Source organism: Peribacillus sp. NJ11 (genome assembly GCF_030348405.1).
Taxonomy (GTDB): Bacteria; Bacillota; Bacilli; order Bacillales; family DSM-1321; genus Peribacillus.
In genome coordinates this window covers 2,203,141-2,219,510 of the sequence record NZ_JAUCFO010000001.1, presented here as the reverse complement: position 1 = coordinate 2,219,510, position 16,370 = coordinate 2,203,141, and the positions used below count along the sequence as shown (strand labels likewise).

The 16,370-nt window shown below is 41.1% G+C and carries 16 protein-coding genes and 1 pseudogene; 5 read left to right on the top strand and 12 right to left on the bottom strand.

Annotation, left to right across the window (positions count from 1 at the left end):
• Positions 1 to 92: 92 nt before the first annotated feature.
• Positions 93 to 1,082 (bottom strand): annotated as a pseudogene (locus QUF86_RS10965) (zinc-dependent alcohol dehydrogenase family protein).
• A 176-nt stretch (positions 1,083 to 1,258) separates the two neighbouring features.
• On the opposite strand from QUF86_RS10965, the gene QUF86_RS10960 reads away from it, so the two are divergent.
• Positions 1,259 to 1,597 carry a YmaF family protein gene (locus QUF86_RS10960; protein ID WP_289334332.1) on the top strand — a complete coding sequence of 113 codons (339 nt, stop codon included), beginning with the start codon at positions 1,259 to 1,261 and terminating at the stop codon, positions 1,595 to 1,597.
• A 97-nt stretch (positions 1,598 to 1,694) separates the two neighbouring features.
• Here QUF86_RS10960 and QUF86_RS10955 read toward each other — a convergent pair whose 3' ends face one another.
• From QUF86_RS10955 to QUF86_RS10905, 11 genes are all read right to left on the bottom strand, one after another.
• Entirely contained in the window at positions 1,695 to 2,486 is a 792-nt protein-coding gene (locus tag QUF86_RS10955) for an ABC transporter ATP-binding protein (protein ID WP_289334331.1), read from the bottom strand.
• 15 nt (positions 2,487 to 2,501) lie between these two features.
• Positions 2,502 to 3,515: a FecCD family ABC transporter permease gene (locus tag QUF86_RS10950; RefSeq protein ID WP_289314994.1), complete on the bottom strand. Its 1,014-nt coding sequence runs from the start codon at positions 3,513 to 3,515 to the stop codon at positions 2,502 to 2,504.
• On the bottom strand, positions 3,512 to 4,516 hold the full coding sequence (locus QUF86_RS10945) for a FecCD family ABC transporter permease (RefSeq protein ID WP_289314993.1): 1,005 nt from the start codon (positions 4,514 to 4,516) through the stop codon (positions 3,512 to 3,514). Before QUF86_RS10945 ends, QUF86_RS10950 begins: the two co-directional genes overlap by 4 nt.
• A gap of 85 nt (positions 4,517 to 4,601) precedes the next feature.
• Positions 4,602 to 5,570: an ABC transporter substrate-binding protein gene (locus tag QUF86_RS10940; RefSeq protein ID WP_289334330.1), complete on the bottom strand. Its 969-nt coding sequence runs from the start codon at positions 5,568 to 5,570 to the stop codon at positions 4,602 to 4,604.
• A gap of 623 nt (positions 5,571 to 6,193) precedes the next feature.
• Positions 6,194 to 7,039: an HAD family hydrolase gene (locus tag QUF86_RS10935; RefSeq protein ID WP_289334329.1), complete on the bottom strand. Its 846-nt coding sequence runs from the start codon at positions 7,037 to 7,039 to the stop codon at positions 6,194 to 6,196.
• Between the two features lie 118 nt (positions 7,040 to 7,157).
• Entirely contained in the window at positions 7,158 to 8,426 is a 1,269-nt protein-coding gene (locus QUF86_RS10930; protein WP_289314990.1) for a PTS ascorbate transporter subunit IIC, read from the bottom strand.
• 31 nt (positions 8,427 to 8,457) lie between these two features.
• Positions 8,458 to 8,724: a PTS sugar transporter subunit IIB gene (locus QUF86_RS10925; protein ID WP_053347686.1), complete on the bottom strand. Its 267-nt coding sequence runs from the start codon at positions 8,722 to 8,724 to the stop codon at positions 8,458 to 8,460.
• Between the two features lie 17 nt (positions 8,725 to 8,741).
• Positions 8,742 to 9,008, bottom strand: coding sequence for a PTS sugar transporter subunit IIB (locus QUF86_RS10920; RefSeq protein WP_289314989.1), 267 nt, complete (start codon positions 9,006 to 9,008; stop codon positions 8,742 to 8,744).
• Positions 9,005 to 11,071 carry a BglG family transcription antiterminator gene (locus tag QUF86_RS10915; protein ID WP_289334328.1) on the bottom strand — a complete coding sequence of 689 codons (2,067 nt, stop codon included), beginning with the start codon at positions 11,069 to 11,071 and terminating at the stop codon, positions 9,005 to 9,007. Before QUF86_RS10915 ends, QUF86_RS10920 begins: the two co-directional genes overlap by 4 nt.
• Before the next feature lie 707 nt (positions 11,072 to 11,778).
• Positions 11,779 to 12,420, bottom strand: coding sequence for an isochorismate family cysteine hydrolase YcaC (gene ycaC, locus QUF86_RS10910; protein ID WP_289334327.1), 642 nt, complete (start codon positions 12,418 to 12,420; stop codon positions 11,779 to 11,781).
• A 176-nt stretch (positions 12,421 to 12,596) separates the two neighbouring features.
• Positions 12,597 to 13,157, bottom strand: a complete 561-nt coding sequence (locus QUF86_RS10905) for an NADPH-dependent FMN reductase (protein WP_289314986.1) — start codon at positions 13,155 to 13,157, stop codon at positions 12,597 to 12,599.
• A 209-nt stretch (positions 13,158 to 13,366) separates the two neighbouring features.
• On the opposite strand from QUF86_RS10905, the gene QUF86_RS10900 reads away from it, so the two are divergent.
• From QUF86_RS10900 to QUF86_RS10885, 4 genes are all read left to right on the top strand, one after another.
• A complete protein-coding gene (locus tag QUF86_RS10900; protein WP_289334326.1) occupies positions 13,367 to 14,458 on the top strand; it encodes a low temperature requirement protein A in 1,092 nt (363 codons plus the stop codon).
• A gap of 133 nt (positions 14,459 to 14,591) precedes the next feature.
• Entirely contained in the window at positions 14,592 to 15,035 is a 444-nt protein-coding gene (locus QUF86_RS10895; protein ID WP_289334325.1) for a MarR family winged helix-turn-helix transcriptional regulator, read from the top strand.
• Positions 15,036 to 15,205: 170 nt separating this feature from the next.
• Entirely contained in the window at positions 15,206 to 15,550 is a 345-nt protein-coding gene (locus QUF86_RS10890; protein WP_289334324.1) for a hypothetical protein, read from the top strand.
• Complete coding sequence (locus QUF86_RS10885) at positions 15,537 to 16,175, top strand: O-methyltransferase (RefSeq protein ID WP_289334323.1); 639 nt, start codon at positions 15,537 to 15,539, stop codon at positions 16,173 to 16,175. Before QUF86_RS10890 ends, QUF86_RS10885 begins: the two co-directional genes overlap by 14 nt.
• Positions 16,176 to 16,370: the final 195 nt, after the last annotated feature.

The window sequence follows — 16,370 nt, the reverse complement described above, 5'->3', positions numbered from 1 at the left end:
ATTGGAAGAGCTTCAAGATGAATGCTTCCTTCAATATGTCCGTTCAATCAGCAAACCACATAGAAATGCCCATTGCAAATTCAGCAGGCAAATCAGCTGTTAAAAAAAATCTTCCCTCTATTGCCCACAGGGGTTTCGGTGATACGAATGGCTTCTTGCACATCTTGAAGGCCGTAGTAGGAATCCGGCTTCATGAAAATCAATCTTTCATCAGCAATGAAACCCATCAAAAGGTTAAACGTTTCATGCCAGGTTTGAACGGAAGCCTGCTGATTCCAATGGCGAAGATGAAACATTTTAACATTCACTTTTGTCCTTTGTGAAATTTCCGCCCAATTTACAGACTTTCCTGATAAAAGTCCAATCGTTAATAAGATGCCGTTAGGCCGAACACAAAAAGCTAGCTCTGAACCATCAATGCCGCCCACTGAATCTATGGCCGCATTCGCTCCGCGCCCATTCGTCCATTACATCACGGTATCATGCAAGGATGATTGGGACGTATCGATTACATATGCAGCACCAAGTTCATGCAGCTCTTTCGTATACTTATCGTTTCTCGTTACAGCAATCAGCTTAAAACCAAGAATCCTGGATAACTGGGCAAATAAACGGCCAATGGAAGATCCGCAAGCATTTACGAGTAATACATCATCCGGTTTCAATGCTAATACTTCTGTGATTATTAGCCACGCGGTTATCGGATTTATATATAATTGCGCTGCTATATGGTCCTCAATCGAATCAGGAATGACGATGGCCAGCTCCGCAGATGCTTTAACATAATCCTGCCAGGTCCCTTCACCACGCAAAGGCAGTACACGCTTGCCTATCAGCTCTTTCGAAACCGATGGACCCACCTCTTCTACAATGCCGACACCTTCATAACCAGGTATGGCAGGTAAGGGGATTCGGTGGGAATAGGCACCGCGAATGGGCAGCAAGTCAGACGGGTTAATGGGACGTGTGGTCATCCGAACGAGGACTTCCCCCTCGAAAGGTTTTTGAATAAGTTTATTTTCAACTTTTAAAACCTTTTGCGGATTCCCAAACTCATAGAATGTAACACATTTGGCTTCCAAAATAATAAGTCTCCTTTTATGTATAAGTCTATCTATTTTATCATTTAACTGTGGTTTATTTTATGATGATTCTGGTTTTCCGCTTTATGATCACATCTTCCATGAATTTCTCGTTAAGAATCTTCTTATTGTTCCAAGCATATAGTTTATAAATTTATGTACAAGGGGGGAAGAGATTGAATAGTGTAGGGAAAAATGATTTTGTATCTGGGTTTGTACCACATCATAATCATGGTTCTGTTGATTATACTTCCATAGCGGACGGCCATGTCCATCAATGTTTGGATGTAACATCCCCGCCTATTCCATCACAAGAGGGAGGACATATTCATTATACTGAAGGATATGTGTTATTTGAGGATGGGCATTCCCATTATTATAAGGCATATTCGGGACCACCCATTCCGATTGGAAATGGAATGCACGTTCATTATTATGATTTTTACACAACGGAAGATGATGGGCATAGACATAGAATTAAAGGGGTCGATCAACCTGCTCCAGGAAATAAATAAGAACGAAAAAACATCAGGGGGATGGGAAATCCCCCTGATGTTTTCTTGCCTCCGATAGATTCTAAATGCATCTCTACCTTTATTAGAAATAGTTATTCTAATGATCTTGAGATAAACCAATTGGAATGCATAGAGGCGTTTGATCAACTGGATTTTCAATAATACAGCATTCCAGTCTAAAAACGTCCTTGATCATCTCTTTTGTAAATACCGTTTCAGGCGGTCCCTCTTTATAGATCTTTCCCTTAACGATGCTAATCAGATGATCGGCATACTGTGCCGCTTGATTCAAATCATGCAGAACCATGACAATCGTACGCCCATAAGTTACGTTTAAATCGCGCAGTAATTCCAATATTTCAATTTGGTGTGCTAAGTCTAGATAGGTTGTCGGTTCATCTAACAGTAAAAGGTCGGTTTCTTGTACTAAAGCCATCGAAATCCATGCTCTTTGCCTTTGTCCTCCAGATAATGCATCCAATGTCCGATCAGCAAATTCAGTCATTTTCGTTGCAGATAAAGCACGGTCGACAATGGCATGATCTTCTGGAGTTTGTCTCGAAAACAAGCCTTTGTGTGGATGCCTGCCATAATAACATAGATCTTTAACGGTTATATCTTCCGGAGCTTCCGGAGCTTGCGGTAAAATAGCCAATTTCTTCGCAACTTCCTTGGAAGATTGCTGATGAATGGCCTTTCCATCTAAATAGATCGTGCCTTGCTGAGGTATTAATAATCTAGCTAGAGACCGTAAAATGGTAGATTTGCCACAACCATTGGAACCTATGATTATACTGATTTTACCTTCAGGAATTACTAAATCGATATTATCAATGATTTGAGTTGATCCATAAGAGAGAGAAAGATGCTCTGCTGATAATGTTGTCATGATCTCCCGCCTTCCTTATGTTATTTTTCGTTCACGACGTAATAAATATAAAAAGTATGGCACCCCAATCACCGCAGTGATAATTCCGGCGGGTATTTCTATTGGAGGGAACAATCCTCTGCCCAAGCTATCGGCAACGAGTAGAAAGATAGAACCAAAGAGCGCTGAAGCAGGAAGTAAAACCTTGAATTTAGATCCAACCACTCTACGGGCAATATGGGGGGCGATTAAACCAATAAATCCAATGGAACCAACCGCAGCTACACAGACTCCAATTAAAATGACAGAAACACCTAGTAAAATATAACGCAGTAATTTTGATCTTTCACCGAGACCTGTAGCTATTTCGTCTCCAAGGCTCAGTACATCCATTTTAGAAGTTAATGCAATTAATACCGGGACAAGAACTAGACATGGAAGCAACATGAATACTTGATCCCATCCTCTTCCCCATAGACTCCCTGTTAACCACAAGAGAGTCGTATTCACATCATCCGGGAACTTGACCATGAAATACTCTATGCCTGCTTGACATATTGCCCCTAAAGCAATTCCCACCAAAGCTATTGTATTTGGTTGAGCTCCTTTTTTATAAACAAATATCATCAAAATTGCCGCCATGACCGCTGCTCCGATAAAAGCTGAAAGGGGTAGTATGATAATTGGCGATTGCGGAAATAAAACAATGACGATAACAGCTGCTAATCCGGCACCTTTTGTTACCCCAATCACATCGGGAGAAGCCAATGGATTTCGAAGGACCCCTTGCAGAATGGCTCCAGCCGTTGCCAATCCGGCCCCCACTATCACGGCAATCAAAATACGGGGTATCCGGTAGTTGTGCAGTATGAATGCCTGACTTTGCATGCCATTTCCAAGGAAATTTTGGATGATTTCCAAAGGTGAGATGTAAATGGCCCCTAATCCCAGGCTCACCATTGATAAAATCAGCATGATTACCATAAGCATAAGGAGAATGGAATAAGGGTGAAACTTGGGTTTCAACACGGATTTTCGATTAAATTTCATTGCTTAATATTCCTCCCTCTCTTCGCTAAATAAAGGAAGAATGGCGCACCGATCATAGCTGTTACAATTCCTACTGGCGATTCAAAAGGATAAGCGATAAACCGGGCGATAATATCTGCATAAACTAAGAGTAAAGCGCCGAATAATGCAGAAAAAGGGATGATTCTTCGATAATCTCCCCCCACCAGCCTCCTGACGATATGAGGAATAATCAAACCAACAAAGCCCACTGGGCCTGCGACGGCAACCGAAGATCCTGCCAAAATAATGACCAATATTCCTGCTAAAATACGGATTCGGTACACCCGTTGCCCAAGTCCTTGCGCCATATTTTCTCCTAATACAAGGACGGAAACAGATCGAGAGAACACGACAGCGACAAATAGCCCAAAAAGAGACCAAGGAAGAATCATGTTAACGTGCGCCCATGTTTTCCCATTAATAGATCCGACTAACCAATAGAGCACATCTTTCGCTTGTTCATTAAAGATGATCATGCCTTGCGTTAAAGAAGATAAAAAAAAGTGAACAGCCATTCCCGCCAATGCCAGCTTTACTTGGGTCATTCCCCCTCCTGAAGCAAAAGAATAGACTGCCATCCCTCCCACTGCTGCACCAATGAATGCAACGCAAACTAGAGAGACGGAAGAAAGGTTAGGAAAGAAAACAAAAGCTGAAACAATAAAAAATGACGCACCGGCATTAACACCAAATACTTGTGGAGAAGCTAATGAATTCCGGGTGATAGCCTGCATGAGAGCACCCGCCACCGCTAAATTAGCACCGACCAATGCTCCAACCAAAGCTCGAGGTAAACGAAGAGTCCTTATAATAACCTGTTCTTTTGACGAGTCCATCTCAAAAAAGGACTTCAAAACCATTGCTAAATTTATGTCGGCCGCACCCACAGAAATACTTGTTAGGACTCCCAAAATTAACAAAACGATTCCGGCTACAGCTGTACAATACACTTTCATTTTACTTCTAACTACGGTCTCCATTGACTATACAACACACTTCCTAACAAGATTTTCATACTAATAGAAAGAGAAGTAAGAATTGGATCTCTTACTTCGCTTTTGTTCCTTATTCTTTATCAAGCATGTTTAAAGTGTCTTTAGCAATGGCCTCTGCGGATACAACACCACGGTATCTCGTCCATAAATCCCGATCAACACTATAAACTTGTTTGTTTTTTACAGCCTTGAGGTCTTTCCAAAGAGGGTTGTCTTTCCACTCATCAGTAAGTAACTTTCCCTCATTGTTCGCCAAAAGCAGCACATCCGGATTAATCTCGACAAGTTGCTCCAGATTCATCTCAGCATGTGGTTGGTCTTGCTGAATGGCATTTTTCAATCCCATTCGTTCAAGCAATTCTCCATCATAAGAAGAAGAAGTATGAGCTTGGAATGAAGTATCCCGTACAACAGCAGGTAAAACCGTCATATTTGAATTAACTGTTAGCTTTGATTTAAGTTCTTTGATCGTTTTTTCATGCTCGTTTAATCTTTTATCTGCAGCCTCTTCCTGATTTACTGCTTTTGCAATCGTTTTGAAAGAATCCAAGTTTTCTTGATAGGTAGATTCCCGACTTTTTAAGACAACGGTAGGAGCGATCTGCTGTAAATCTTTATAAATACCTTTATGCCGCTCAGCATCTGCAATGATTAAATCCGGCTGTAAAGAACTGATAACCTCTAAATTAGGCTGTTCACGTGTTCCCACTGAAGTGTAATCCATTTCTTGACCTACAAGTTTTGTAATCATATCTTTTTTGTTGTCATCTGAAATCCCAATAGGTTTTATTCCTAGAGCATTTAGAGAATCAACGAAAGATAACTCAAGGGTAACAATTTTTTTAGGAGTATTTTTAATTTCCGTTTCTCCCATTTCATGCTTAATCGTCCTTATTTCTTGATTCTTTGTTTCGGCAGATGTCTTCTCTGCTTCTGTTGTTTTTTGAGAGGTATTACATCCTGATAACATCATCATAATAGTCAATAACAGGATTAATACTCCTCCCCCAAATGTTCTTGCTTTTTTAGATTCTCGCATTTTTTGCACCCTTTCTCTCATCTATATCTATTTAACTTCTTATCCAACGTGTTAATCATAATTGAAAATGATTATCATTATCCTGTTGTTATGATAAAGTCATCGATTGATACCGTCAATATTAATGAAATTTTGTGAATAAAAATCATTATGGCCATTAAGGCAACCTGCATGCATTTTATTGATTACGTGAAGTAAGTTGAAGTACCGATTCGGCAAGGGCTTGAAGTTGAACTTTAAAAAAAGTAAAAAAAGCAGACCCGTTAAGGTCTGCTCTTTTGATCAATGTACGTCCTCATTTTCTTTCCATCAGCATTTCCTCAATAGGATATACTTCATTAGAAGCTTCCCCTTTTGAGGGTTTTATGGAGGTGGAGTTTATTATAAGAATGATTCAGTTGATCCCAGAGATCCGCTCCCTTTCCGCCGACTGTCTGCCATGTCTCCTCGCCGCAAGCGCCTGTGGGGTCTCGGCTAGCCATTTTTGGAAGGAGTGTCGCACTCTTGAATCCATTGAGAGTTTCATAAAATAGTAAAAAATCAATAAGGATTATCTAGTCTTGCTTTACTATCATGGTTCGGGTTGAGAAACAATATTGGATTTTCTTTGCTTTCCAGGTTATTTAGTGAAACTTTCCCTTCAAAAAGCGATACAGCCCATCTTCTCGATATGAATGCTCCGTCACTTCATCGGCTTGTTCTTTGACCAGGTCAGTGGCGTTTTTCATGGCAACGCAATGTCCTGCGAGCCTAAATAGGGGAAGGTCGTTTTCACCATCGCCCACTGCCAGGATATTTTCCGGTGCTAGCTGGAAATGCTTCAGTAATAGTTGGACCCCTGTTGCTTTTGAGACGCCTTCCACTGTCACTTCTACATTGTGATGGGTGGAGGAAGCTGTTGTGAAGGCATTGTATTGCTTGATTTTCCCCAAATCCGCTTTCCATTTTCGAATGGTATTCATTTCATTGCTGAAAAAGTAGATTTTGGCAACACTGCTTATATCCATTTGTTCTGACCATCTTATTTTGTCATCCACTGCATCCTGTCTTGATAGCCATTCATTTTCATCGACTGTCTCGGGCTTTGGCACCAAGCCTTGTTTAACCATATAGTCTTTATCTTTAAGTAATGCCATCCGTGTTCCAGCGTTCGGATGCACTTCGTAAAAAATCTCTCCAGCTCCTGCTTTGGCGACCAATTCTTCCACAAGTTCCGGCGACAGGGCGTGTTCGACAATCTGTTCCTTTCCGATGAATACGGACATTCCATTGGCTGTCACCATTCCATCGGCTTCCATGCCAGACGGCAAAACGTCCCTCGCTTCTTCCAGCGTTCTTCCTGTTGCAATGAAAATCAGCTTACCTCTTTCCCTAAGTTCGCCTATGTACTGCTCCAGCGTCTCATTCACCTTATTCATTTCGTTCAATGTCGTGCCATCCAAATCCAGCACAATTGCCTTGTTAGTCATGCAAATCACCTCTAAAATCCGAATGATATGAAAATGCCAACAGCCCATTATCAAAAAGATCTTAGGCTGTTGGTTTCATTGATTTATGTTTTTTCATGTACCCTATCAGTATATCAGTTTAGGATAATCCTAAAAGTTTCATGACACTTAGGATGAAGAGACCGACCACGCCGAAGTCTGAATCACCAAATGTGGTTCCTTCAAAACCTACATCCCCCAAGAAGACCAGGAGTATCGCCGGCAGGAAACTAATGATGAGCCCGTTGGCAAATGATCCTAGCATCGCACCGCGTCTGCCTCCTGTGGCATTTCCAAAAACACCCGCTGCCGCTCCGGTAAAGAAATGCGGTACGAGCCCCGGAACGATGACTTTCAATCCGATTGCCGGAAGGAGGAACATGGATAATAGGCCAGCCAGGAAACTGAATAGGAACCCGATGATCACTGCATTTGGAGCGAAAGGAAAGATGGTCGGGCAATCCAATGCAGGTTTTGTATTCGGCGCCACTTTATCAGCAATCCCTTTGAATGCAGGGACGATTTCAGCAATTAACATCCGTACCCCTGCAAGGATGATGTAGACCCCTGCTGCAAATGTTATCGCCTGGATGAAAGAAAATACGATGAAGTTCGAACCGCCGGATAATTCCGTTTCAATATAGTTCTGTCCGGCAAACAAAGCGACGATCACGAAGAACAACGTCATCGTAAGCGATACGGCGACTGATGTGTCCCTCAGGAATCCTAAAGATTTAGGAACCTTGATCTGCTCGGTCGTCTTCTCCTTATTCCCAAACCATTTTCCAACAGTCGCGGATACAAAATATCCGATGGTCCCGAAGTGGCCGATGGCAAAATCATCGCTTCCGGTAATCTTCCGTACGTATGGCTGAAGGAGGGCTGGGAACATCACCATGCATACCCCTAATAGAATGGAACCGACCAAGATAAGCGGAAATCCGTCAAGCCCGCCGACCGATAGGGTGACTGCAAGTAAACAAGCCATGAATAAGGTATGGTGCCCCGTTAAGAATATATATTTAAATGGCGTGAAACGAGCTAGCAATACATTGACGACCATACCAAAAACCATGATAAGTGCAGTCGAGGTCCCAAAATCACTTTGGGCGGCTGCGACAATGGCTTCGTTATTCGGTATGACGCCTTGTACATTGAATGCATGATCGAACATTTTACTGAATATATCAAGGGCGCCGATGAGCACTGCCGCTCCCGCTCCAATGATAATGAAGCCCATGACTGTTTTTAACGTTCCAGATACAACATCCGCACTGGATTTCCGCTGTAACAGCAGGCCAATGAGAGCAAACAGTCCCACTAGTATGGAAGGTGTACCCAAGATGTCATTCATGATAAGTTCCAGCATTGCCTCTCCCCCTCTTTTTTAAGTTTTCTTGTTATAGATGTGACGCTAATTTCGATGTGATTTCAGGAATGCTCATCATGTTTTCCAGCGTGACGATCGTCCGGGTTCCATCATCCAGCTGACCGACAATATCCGCCGCTCCCAGGAAAATATCTGCCTGAACCGTTTTTGCGGATGTAAGGTCCGTATGATCCACCTCGGCCGTTTTTCCCATTTCCGTCAATGCTTTCTTCACATTCATCTCCATGATGAAGCTGCTGCCCAATCCGTTTCCGCATACTACCATGATTTTCTTCATATCAATCTCTCCTTTTTTTATCCTACATGCTTGTCTAATTTAGATTTGATTTCAGGGATGCTCATCATGTTTTCCAGTGTGACGATCGTCCGGGTTCCATCATCCAGCTGACCGACAATATCCGCCGCTCCCAGGAAAATATCCGCCTGAACCGTTTTTGCGGATGTAAGATCCGTATGGTCCACCTCGGCCGTTTTTCCCATTTCCGTCAATGCTTTCTTCACATTCATCTCCATGATGAAGCTGCTGCCCAATCCGTTTCCGCATACTACCATGATTTTCATTCCGCTTCCTCCTTCGAATATTTATGAACGTACTCCATAAGGATCGATTTATCTGAAGTGCGTAAGATTTCCTCTATATTGGCTGGTTCATTCAATAATTGAGTGAGCTGGATCAATGCCCGCAAATGCGAATCGTTATCTACGGCTGCCAAAATGATAATCAGGCGAACCGGTTTATCCGGACCAAAGTCCACGGCTTCATCCAATTTCAGCAAACTCATGGATAAAGATCTTACCCCCTGCTCCGGACGTGCATGGGGAATCGCCACTCCAGGCGTTATCACTACATATGGGCCATTCGTTTCTATGGCCTCGATCATTGCATCCACATATCGTTCTTCGACGGTTCCTAAGTCCACGAGAGGCTTGGCCGCGACTTGAATGCCTTCTTTCCAATTGGAAACATGCGGCTGTAATTGAATCGTTTGCATATTGAGCAGTTCTTCTAACACAGGCTTCTCTGCCTCCTTTAAAGAAAATTGGGTTACTTTTGGCGTGTGAGTAAACACATTCGACTGCAGTGCCTTTTCAAGCTGATCCGGTTCATGGATTGTCGCATACTTGGAAATGATTTTTAATAAAGCTGAAACATCCACACTTTCCGTCGTATATCCATACAATTCCTGCATGACCTGCTGGCGCAATGTATGTTTATCCTGCATTTCCAAAATGGGCGGTACAACGAATAAGGCCGCTTTCGTTCTCATATGCACCGTTGAAAAAACAAGGTCGTACGACAGTGGGTATTCAGCCGCTTTCCTTACTGACAGAACATCAAGGAACAAAATATCCGGAAATAATTCCCTCAATGTATAAATGAGGATATTGCTGATGCCGATACCATTCGGGCATACGACAATCGCCCGTTTTCGATCATCCAATGTGGTTCCTTGCCTGCGCAGCCATCCGCCAAAATAGATCGTGAAGTATGCCACTTCCTCTTCTGATACTGGACAGCCGATCTCTTTCTCCAACACCCACAGGGATTTTTTTGTCAAATGATGCAGTTCAGGATATACTTTCTGAACCCGGCCCGTCATCGGGTTCATTTGCGGGAGACCATACCGCAGGCGATGATATGCCGGTTTAAAATGAACGTATAATTGTTGGCATAGCTGCTCTTTGTCTTTCAGGTGAACAAACGCCAGCCTCTCGAACTCTTCCACGATTTCCTGCAAAAGCTGTTGAATGACTTCATCATCCTTAAGAGGGGAAATGTCCTTCGTTCGATTCATGCTCAGTAAATGTAACGTTGCGTATAAGTTTTCCGTTTCGCTCCACACTGATTGAAAGGCATCCGTCATGGTCATTTCCTCAACCATTTTGTATTCTTCCGTCGCTACAAACGGAGCCCAGCTCTGGTCGGCTTGTAACTCTTCCCCTTTACCTATGAGCTGATCTGTACATAAAAATAAATAGCTCAGTTCATGAAGCCGTTCATCCGTAAAGGTGATGCCTAATTTACGCTCGATCCTTTCAAGCTGGAACCGGATTGAGCTGATTTGCTTTTCATGATTTCCCCATATGCACTCCATGATCAATTCACTATTGGGACTGTTCAGTACATCATGCACGAGACGTTCAATGATATATCTCTTTACCCGGCTTTCCCCAATCACCACGTAGCCATCTTGTTTGGAATACTGGATTTTGAGCGCTATGTCCCTGTTTTTCTCCTTAAGCCTTTTTAAATCCTTCAACACCGTATTTCGTGAAAGCCCGGTGATTGTCTGGAAATGATAGACGGACAATTCTTCATGGCTTAACAGGATCATGAGGTAAAAAACCTTTTCCCTATCTGTCTCTGAAAATATATAATTGCGTTTTGTCAGTTTTACGTTCAATTCTTCATCCCTGATTGTTTCGGAAAAGGAGTAGCCCAGTTCACGATTATATTGAATCGGTTGATATCCATGAAATTGGAGCCAGTCATTCGCTTTGTTCAGACCATATTGTATTTGCCTTCTCGTCAGACCTGTTTGGGCTTCAAGTTCTTTCATTTTTGAAATGGGCGAATGCTGTAATAGTTTTAGTAAATTGGCGCTTCTTTCATCTAAAAACATTCTCTATCCCTCTCCCTGCTTCTACGATATCTCACTTCTTATTAGAATTATAGCGTTTCTAAGTCCGAATGTTGTCATGGGTACTGCACAATAATAAACTCTTTATAAATTTGTGCACAATACCGCATGTAATCAATTTTAAATACAGACTATATTCAGAAGAGGATATTATGTACTTCATACATCTTTTGTTTTTTAGTTCGGAGTCGCAGTGAAGTCATGAGACCTAGCGTGAAAGGGGTTCTGGGTGAAACTGAGGTTTTGGAATGATGAGCCGTTTTAAAGGGGCTAAACATATCTTTCATCAAATCAAAATGAAAGGAAAATCAACGTTCATATTTTCTAGCGTCTGTGGGGTCTCGCCTAGCCATTTATCCGGCAGGAGTGTCGCTAATTTCTTCAATCCAATAAGGTTTCATCCCATATAAAACAATAAAAAAATCATGGAGTATAACCAAGTATTGTTTTTAAAAATTGGAACGGGTGTGCAAGACTCCTGCGGGAAAAGCGTGTCCAGGGAGACCCCGCAGGCGCAAAGAGCGCCGCGAGCGGACCGTCCGCGGAAAGCGAGTGTCTCTGGAGTGGACAAATTGTACTAATACTAAAAAAACTGTAGGCAGACTCGATTTTCATCGGGTTTGCCTACAGTCTGAGAGGGAACAAAAAGCACCCTCTTTTATTCAACTAAAGTACCATTTGTATAAGAGTTATATCTGCTTGCTGAGATTGCGCTGAGCTCCCCTATAGCTTCCGATTATATTTTGATAACCAGGAAGCTGGCTGGAAAGTAAAGCACCAAAACCTTCAACGTCATTGCGCCAATCACGTTGTAATTCGCATGCTACGCTAAACCAGTTCATAAGCTGCACACCACCATGGGCCATACGCGATAATGCCGCATCAGCTACTTGTTTGCTGACTGTTCCAGAAGCATCAGTGACAGCAAATACTTCATAACCAGCTTTCAAAGCGGAAAGTGCCGGGAAAGCAACGCAGACATCTGTAACCACGCCCGCGATGATCAGTTGTTTTTTTCCAGTTTCTTCGATTGCTTTAACAAATTCTTCATTATCCCATGCGTTAATTTGTCCAGGCCGAGCTATTTTTGGTGCGTGAGGAAAGAGTTCTTCCAATTCTTGCATCAGCGGTCCGTTTGGTCCGTTTTCAAAGCTTGTTGTTAAAATAACTGGCAAATCAAAAAACTTGGCGGTGTTGGCAAGAGCCATAACATTGTTCTTGAATTCATCAACACCATAATCACGCACTAGCCCGGAAATAAGACCGGTTTGATGATCCACTAGAAGAACGGCAGCATCATCTTTGGAAAGACGAGAATAGAGATCAGACATTTTTAAAGTCCTCCTTTTATTAAAGCTATCGAAGAAAGTTCATATGTAGGGAAATTCCCCCAACTCCTTCGTTGGTTCCAGTCAGTTTATAACTTAACTGACTGTTGTTTTAAGTTTATCTATAAACTTATAGCCTGTCAATCATATATATAATAAGAATCATTGATTATTGATAATTAATCTAGAACTGGAGTGTGATCGATCCAATGAATGAATTGTTGTAAATAACGCTCAAGATAACGTTTTGTTTGATCGTCAGTAAGCTCTTTCCGATCAGAATCAATCTTTTTATGTACTTGCGATATCAGCATTTTTTGAAATGGAAGAACATGAACTTGCATCGCTTCAAGTACTTGCCTGATTTGCATTTGAGCAAATGCAGTACCTAATCCCCCAGGAGTAGCACCAATCAGGCCAACTGGTTTCTTGGTAAGAACAGCGGACTCCCGAGGTCTTGATGCCCAGTCCAATGCATTTTTTAATACGCCTGGTATTCCAGAATTGTACTCTGGACTAACGATAATGATACCGTCAACGTCCTGAATGGCGGAATTAAATGATGTCACTGTTTCTGGAACCCCACTTAATTCCAAGTCTTCGTTAAACAAAGGAAGATCATTAATTTCGATCCAGCGAAATTGATAAGAATCAACCATATCTGTCAATGATTGAGCAATGATTCGATTATAAGAATTTTCCCGTAAACTGCCGCAAATAAGGCCGATGGTTCTAGTCATCTACTTCCCTCCTTGTTTGAAATCATCTCCTATAGTACCATAATCTACCAACTATAAAAAAGTGACGTTATTCCTAATTAAGCTTGTGATCTAAATATGGCGTAACATGATTGCTGGGTAAAAAGAACTTCCTTATATTGATCCCACTTCCATTTTCTGAATATTTCCAACATACTATAAACTAGAAGGGTATTGGGAGGAGTGTAGAAATGGATGAAAAGAAAGTCACATGGTTAGAGCTCTTTTATGATTTGTTATTTGTGGCGGCCGTTGCGGGCGCAACTCATGTTTTACTGCATGTTGAAGATGGATATATCCATCCGGAGTATTTATTGAAGTTCGTGTTGATTTTTATTCCTATCTGGTGGGCTTGGGTAGGGCAAACCATCTTTATTAACCGGTTTGGAAAGGATTTATTTCATCAACGGCTATTTTTGATACTGCAAATGTTTTTTGTCCTAATTATGACATCAAGCTTATCAGCTGATTTTGATCCTTATTATCTTTCTTTTTTAATTGGTTATATTGGATTAAGAGCCGTGACTGCTATCCAATATCTTGTTGTACAGCGAATAGAAGAGGGATTTCGAAAAAAAGCGGCACTCTTTTTGGGAAGGTATTTTTGGATTGGGATTGTCATTTCATTATTCTCCGTCCTATTTGATTCTTGGCTTCGATATGCTGTGTTGTATTTGGGCATCCTGATCGATATCATTGTCCCAATCCTTGGAAGAAAATGTTTAGAAAAGGTTCCTACAAATACGGCCCACTTGTTAGAGCGCTTTGGTCTATTTACCATCATTCTCTTTGGGGAAGCGCTTATCAGCACTCTTGCCGTAATTCAACCTAAACAAGGAAATTGGGACTCGATAGCCTTTTCCATCATTTCATTTACCTTGATAATAGCTATGTGGTGGCAATATTTCGATAACATGGAGAAGAAAGTCGACAAGTCTGTACAGTCTTCCGGCCAAATCATCATTTACGGTCATCTGTTTATTTTAATGTCTATAAGCATGATTGCAGCAGCCATCAGATTATTGTTTTTACATGAAGTCCATTTTTCATTTATCCTCTACTTTGTTTTTGGTTCCGTATTGCTCTATTTCATTTCAACCACTTTTGTTTTCCACCAATATAGACATAAGCACCAGCGGTTGCAAATATATCATTTAGGGTTATTTTTAGGGATTTTAGCGGTCTTTTTTATTTTTAATTTGATTGTCGTGGTACCGAATATTGTGATAATAGGCGAATTAACACTGTTTTTTATCATCTTTGCTAAACTGACGACCACATAATAAAGGAATCAAAGAAACCAGTATCAAACGATAATACTGGTTTCTTTGTATGGGAGTTGGAAGTTTTTGCATTTGACTTCGAATTAGTTTATTCATAAACTGATTGTGACAAAAGAAGAATGAGGTGACATTCATGAAAGAAAACACAACGAATCCCTCCACATCTAATAATGAGGAACGACTGGGTTTAATGTTATGGTTCCGAATAACACGAATATATAACCAGATTATCCGGGAATCCAATCAACATTTAAAAAAATGGAATCTATCGGCAGCCCAATTCGATATCTTGGTTCAAATTGGTTCCCATGAACGATTGTCTCAGCAAGAACTTGCAAACAAGCTTTTTGTGACAAAAGGCAATATCACTCAACTATTAAGGAAAATGGAAGAGTTGGGATTGATTAAACGGGAACAGGAATGGAAAACAAAATACCTTTCATTGACTGAGGAAGGAAAAGAGTTTTTTCATGAAGTTGTTCCAAAACAAGAGCATTTTCAGGCATCACAGTTTGCCAACTTGAATGAGACGGAAAAACAACAGCTTTTAGATTTACTTAATAAAGTTCAAAAATAAAAACAGATCACCTGTTTAATGGTGATCTGTTTTTCTATTGATAATCGAATTTGTACTTTGAGCAGATGTTTTTTTCCTATTTGTATGCGTTGACACTTTGTATACATTTGTATACATTTAATATGAGATAAAAATTGTATACATACGTATACACAGAAAGAGGTTTTAACATGAGAAATGAAAAATTCAAGGATTTCAAGAAAGAGGGACATCACCGTGGGGAGCATCACAGTGGCAAAGGCCATGGTCCAAAAACCTTTCGCCGAGGGCGGGCAATTGCCTTTTTAGACATGATGAACCTTAAACGTTCAACCATTAAGGAACAGTTAGATAAACCAGAGTTTCAATCCATTAATCAAATCTTAGTCGGTGAATTAAAAGCCATTGATATGTTAATCAACGAATTTATTCAATTATTTGAAATACAAGAAAGTGAAGCAGCCGATAAGAAAAGTGAAGAAAAGGAAACTTCCAATAATAGTAAGAAAGGAATGGAAAGCAATGAAACAAATTAACAGTTATATCGATTCAGTGTTTTATACCCAAGATGCCCTTTTGGAAGAAGTCATTACGTCCATACAAGAAAACGGAATGCCGTCCATATCGGTATCTCCCTCATCTGGAAAACTACTTACCATGCTTGTATCCATTTCAGGGGCAAAAAACATTTTGGAAATAGGCGCTCTAGGAGGATATAGCGGGATTTGCCTTGCCCGGGGATTCGGCAGCGAAGGAAAATTAACCTCCCTTGAATTAAAGGAGGAGTACGCAAAGTTAGCTTATGGCAATCTATCCAAAGCGGGCTTTGGCGATCAAGTATCATATATGACCGGAACAGCTCTGCTAAGCCTGGAAAAACTCGTTGGTGATAACAAGAAATTTGATTTTTTCTTTATAGATGCTGACAAGGACAATTATGAAAATTACCTGAAATATTGCATTAGCCTGGCAGAACCGGGTGCATTAATCGTCATGGATAACGTACTTGCGGGAGGCAGTGTCGCAGACCAGGATGCTAAACCTAAACATTATACTGCATTCATGAAGACATTCAATGAAACTGTGGCCAATCATCCTCAATTGGAATCCCTGCTCATTCCGATCGGTGATGGACTGACCATTTCAAAAGTAAAGAAATAAAGAATGGAATGAAGTTTGATTAAAAGTACGTGCACGAAGACATATAAGTCAAAAAACAAAATTCACGAGTAATACTGCTAAATTCACGAGTAAAACAGCCAAACTCACGAGTAAAGTGCTCTAACTCATGAGTAAACAGCTTAATTCACGAGTAAAGTGCTCTAACTTATGAGTAAACAGCTTTATTCACGAGTA